This is a genomic window from Pseudoduganella buxea (genome assembly GCF_009720835.1).
Lineage (GTDB): Bacteria > Pseudomonadota > Gammaproteobacteria > Burkholderiales > Burkholderiaceae_D > Rugamonas > Rugamonas buxea.
The window spans coordinates 1-3,541 of sequence record NZ_WNKZ01000181.1; the positions used below are offsets into that span (position 1 = coordinate 1).

3 protein-coding genes are annotated in these 3,541 nt (G+C 71.5%); 2 read left to right on the forward strand and 1 reads right to left on the reverse strand.

Annotation, left to right across the window (positions count from 1 at the left end):
- Nucleotides 1-63 precede the first annotated feature (63 nt).
- Nucleotides 64-1,302: a winged helix-turn-helix domain-containing protein gene (locus GM672_RS27305; protein ID WP_155473641.1), complete on the reverse strand. Its 1,239-nt coding sequence runs from the start codon at nucleotides 1,300-1,302 to the stop codon at nucleotides 64-66.
- 142 nt (nucleotides 1,303-1,444) lie between these two features.
- On the opposite strand from GM672_RS27305, the gene GM672_RS27310 reads away from it, so the two are divergent.
- Nucleotides 1,445-2,683 carry an exonuclease SbcCD subunit D C-terminal domain-containing protein gene (locus GM672_RS27310; protein ID WP_155473642.1) on the forward strand — a complete coding sequence of 413 codons (1,239 nt, stop codon included), beginning with the start codon at nucleotides 1,445-1,447 and terminating at the stop codon, nucleotides 2,681-2,683.
- Nucleotides 2,684-3,541 (forward strand): AAA family ATPase (locus tag GM672_RS27315; protein ID WP_155473643.1); only part of this gene is annotated, 858 nt, incomplete at its 3' end.

Below are 3,541 nucleotides of genomic sequence, written 5' to 3' on the forward strand. Positions count from 1 at the left end.
GGCCGTCCGGACCGACGACGCTGGCCGGGGCGGCCGCCAGCGCCGCTGCTGCCGGGTCGACCTTCATGCCGCCTCCGCCACGGTCGCCGTCAGGCCAGCCGCCAGGGCGGAGACGAACGCCGCCGGTTCCGTGCGCCACACCTGCACGGAGGGGCAGCCATGCCAGGCGGCGCAGCGCCGCAATCCGGCCACGATATCGCGCACGAAGCGCTCGCTGGTGCGCATGCCCGGCTCCAGCGCCAGCAGCTTGATCTCGAAGATACCTTCCTTGCGGTGCGCCTTGGCGTCGACCCGGCCCACCAGCGCGCCACGGCGCAGCAGCGGCAAGGTGAAGTAGCCGTAGCGCCGTTTCGCCGCCGGCGTGTAGCACTCGAGCCGGTAGTCGAAGCCGAACAGCTCCAGCGCGCGGCGCCGGTCCCACACCACCGGGTCGAACGGCGACAGCAGGGTGGTCAAGGTCGGCGCCAGCTGCCCTGCTGCCGCTGCCTGCGCGGCGTCGTGCAGGTCGGGATGGACATAGACCGGTTCGCGCCAGCCGTCCACCGTGACCGGCAGCAGCGCGCCCTCGCCCGCCAGCGCGGCCAGGTCGAGACGCGGACCGCGCGTGCGGTAGTAATCCGGCACCCAGGCCGCCCTGGCGACCCCCAACGCGCGCACGGTGCGCAGCGCCAGCTCGCGCGCCACCTGGTCCGGCGGCGGCAGGTCGGCGTCGCTCCAGCCGGGCAGCACCCGTTCGGCCACGTCGTACACCCGCTGGAAGTTGTGGCGCCGGGCGATCATCAGCGCCCCCGTCGTGAACAGCGCTTCGAGCGAACGCTTTTCCGGCTTCCATTCCCACCAGCCGCCGGCCTTGCCGTCCGTGCGTTCGAAGTCGGCCGCGCGCACGGGGCCGTTGGCACGCACGTGGGCCAGCAGGGCCGCCACCTCGTCGCCCCGCTCGCGCAGCCATTTTTGCGGGAACTTCCAGCCCATGCCGGCCGGATCGAGCATGCGGTGGCGCAGCAGCCGGTAGTCCGATGTGGGCACGAAGCAGGCCTCGTGGGCCCAGTACTCGAACAGGGCGCCCTCGGCCAGCAGTTCGTCCAGCCACGCCTGGGGATAGTCGCCCAGACGGCTCCACAGCACCAGGTAGGGGCTGCGCGCGACGACGTGGATGGTATCGATCTGCAGCACGCCCATGCGCGCGATCTGGTCCAGCACATCGGCCTTGGCGGCGCGGCGCCGGCGCGGCTGGAGCAGGCCCTGGGCGGCAAGGTGCAGGGCCCGGGCGGCGGGCAGGCTCAAGTGCAGTCGTGTGGGCAAGTCATTCCTTCCAGGGCGGTGGCGTGGCTATTCTAATGAATTTCGCCAGCAAGAGGCAGCCGGCCCGGCAGCGGCGCCCGGGAACACGACGGGCGGCCGACGTTTCATATAATATGGCAGTCCCCTGACCGCCGTACACCCCATGCGCCTGCTGCACACCTCCGACTGGCACCTCGGCCAGTCGCTGCACAATTTCGACCGCCATTACGAACACCAGTGCTTCCTCGACTGGCTGCTGGACACCATCGTCGCCGAACAGGCCGACGCGCTGCTGATCGCCGGCGACATCTTCGACAACGCCAATCCGTCGGCCGCGTCGCAGCGCCAGCTGTACCGCTTCCTGCAGCAGGCCCGCGAGCGCGCGCCCGGCCTGGACATCGTCGTCACGGCCGGCAACCACGATTCGCCCGGGCGCATCGAGGCGCCGGGGCCGCTGCTGGCGGCGCACGGCACCCAGGTGATCGGCCACGTGCTGCGCGACGCCGACGGCAATATCGACATCGGCCGCATGGTGCTGCCCCTGACCAACCGCGCCGGCGACGTTGCCGCCTGGTGCCTGGCCGTGCCCTTCCTGCGCCCGGCCGACGTGCCGCGCGTGGCCCAGGAAGGCGCCGACAGCGTCGACGGCTACCTGGCCGGCATCGCCACCCTGTACGCGCAGGCCGAGGCCCATGCGCAAAGCCTGCGCCAGCCTGGCCAGGCCATCGTCGCCATGGGCCACTGCCATATGGTGGACGGGCAGATGTCGTCCGACTCCGAGCGCCGCATCGTCATCGGCGGCACCGAGATGCTGCCGGCCGGGATGTTCGGGCCGTCCGTGGCCTACGCCGCCCTGGGCCACCTGCACCTGGCCCAGCGCATCGGCCGCCATGCCCATATCCGCTACAGCGGCAGCCCGATCCCCCTGTCGTTCTCGGAAGTGCTGTATCCGCACCAGGTGCTGCGCGTGGACCTGGACGGCGGTGCCCTGCAGGAGGCCGTCGCCATTCCCGTGCCGCGCGTGGTGCACCTGCTGCGCGTGCCGTCCCGCCCCGCCCCGCTGGCGCAGGTACTGGACGAACTGGAAGCACTGGACTTCCCGGAAGCGCCGCCGTACGCCCAGCCTTTCGTCGAAGTGCGCGTGCTGCTGGACGCGCCCGAGCCGGGCCTGCGCTCGCGCATCGAGGCCGCGCTGGAAGGCAAGTACGTGCGGCTGGCGAAGATCGACACGGCCAGCGCCGCGCGCGGGCCGTCGCTGGACGACGCGGCCCTGTCGCTGGACCAGCTGGCCCAGTTGCAGCCGGACGAGGTGTTCGCCCGCCTGTACCGCCAGAAGTTCGGCAGCGAGGCGCCGCCGGACCAGGTCGAGGCCTTCGCCGAACTGCTGCTGGCGGGGGTGTAGATGAAGATCCTGCGCATCGGCGGCAAGAACCTGGCTTCCCTGGCGGATGAATTTTCCGTCGATTTCGGCAGCGAGCCGCTGGCATCCTCCGGCCTGTTCGCCATCAGCGGCCCCACGGGCGCCGGCAAGAGCACCCTGCTGGACGCGCTGTGCCTGGCCCTGTACGACCGCACGCCCCGCCTCGTGCATGCACGCGGCAAGACGCCGGACGTAGGCGACCCGATTTCGTCGGACGACCCGCGCACCCTGCTGCGCCGGGGCACGCCCGAGGGCTACGCGGAAGTGGACTTCGTCGGCAATGACGGCAATGCCTACCGGGCCCGCTGGAGCGTGCGCCGGGCCCGCACGAAAGCGGCCGGCGCCCTGCAGCCGACGGCGATGACCTTGCACGGCCTGCCGCAGCTGCACCCCATCGGCGCGACCAAGACGGAGGTGCGCGCCGAGATCGAGGCCCGCATCGGCCTGAACTTCGAGCAGTTCACCCGCGCCGTGCTGTTGGCGCAGAACGAATTCGCCACCTTTTTGAAATCGCAGGACGACGAGCGCGGCATGCTGCTCGAAACGCTGACCGGCAGCACCGTCTACAGCGACATCTCGCGCCGCGCCTTCGAGCGCCAGAAGCAGGAACAGCACGCGCTGCAGCAGATCCAGGCGCGCCTGGCGGACCAGAAGCCCCTGTCGGGCGAAGAACGGGGCGAGACGGAACGGCTGGCGCGCGAGGCTGATGCGGCCGTGGCGGCGCTGGACATGCAGCGCGGCGCGCTGGAGACGGACCTGCGCTGGCACGAACAGGCCGGGCGGCTGGCCCAGGGCGTGGACGAGGCGCGCGCGGCACTGGCGCAGCGCAGCGCGGAGGTA